The organism is Halomicrococcus pelagicus (assembly GCF_050954125.1).
Map to the genome: position 1 here is coordinate 1 of NZ_JBPBWC010000046.1, position 1,073 is coordinate 1,073.

1 protein-coding gene is annotated in these 1,073 nt (G+C 66.3%); it reads left to right on the forward strand.

The window, feature by feature from the left end:
• On the forward strand, positions 1-1,073 hold a 1,073-nt coding region (locus ACRYA2_RS26555), incomplete at both ends, for an AMP-binding protein (protein ID WP_433634816.1).

Below are 1,073 nucleotides of genomic sequence, written 5' to 3' on the forward strand. Positions count from 1 at the left end.
GTCAACGAGTTCGCGGCGGCGCTGCGGGACCTCGGCGTCGAGGAGGACGACGTCGTGACGATGTACATGCCGATGGTGCCCGAACTCCCCATCGCCATGCTGGCGTGTGCCCGCATCGGCGCACCCCACAGCGTCGTGTTCGCGGGGTTCTCCGCGGACGCGCTGGCCACCCGTATGGAGAGCGCCGACTCCGAGTACCTCGTGACCTGCGACGGCTACTACCGCCGCGGCGACGCCCTCGAACACAAACAGAAGGCCGACGACGGCCTCGACGACGTCGACCACGACGTGTCGAGCGTGGTGGTCGTCGACCGTCTCGGCGACGAGTACGACCACCCGATGGACGACGGCGAGCGCGCCTACGCGGACCTAATCGACGAGCACGCGGGCGCCGAGGTCGATCCGGTCGAGCGCGACGCCGAGGACATGCTCTTCCTGATGTACACCTCCGGCACGACTGGCCAACCCAAGGGCGTCAAACACACCACCGGTGGGTATCTCTCCTACGTCGCCTGGACCTCCCAGACCGTCCTCGACATCGAGGCCGACGACACGTACTGGTGTTCGGCGGACATCGGCTGGATTACGGGCCACTCCTACATCGTCTACGGGCCGCTCGCGCTCGGCACCACCAGCGTGATGTACGAGGGAACGCCGGACTACCCCGACAAGGACCGCCTCTGGGAAATCGTCGAGGAGTACGGCGTCGACATCTTCTACACGGCGCCGACGGCCATCCGGGCGTTCATGAAGTGGGGTAGTCAGCACCCCGACCAGCACGACCTCTCCTCGCTCCGACTTCTGGGGACGGTCGGCGAACCGATCAACCCACGCGCGTGGAAGTGGTACTACAAGCACATCGGCAACGAGAACTGCCCCATCGTCGACACCTGGTGGCAAACGGAAACCGGCGGCATGATGGTCACTACGCTACCGGGCGTCGGGACGATGAAGCCCGGTTCGGCTGGCCCGGCCCTGCCGGGCATCGACGCAAAGGTCGTCGATACCACTGGCGAGGAGGTAGAGCCGGGTCGCGCCGGTTACCTCACCGTCGACAAACCCTGGCCCGGGAT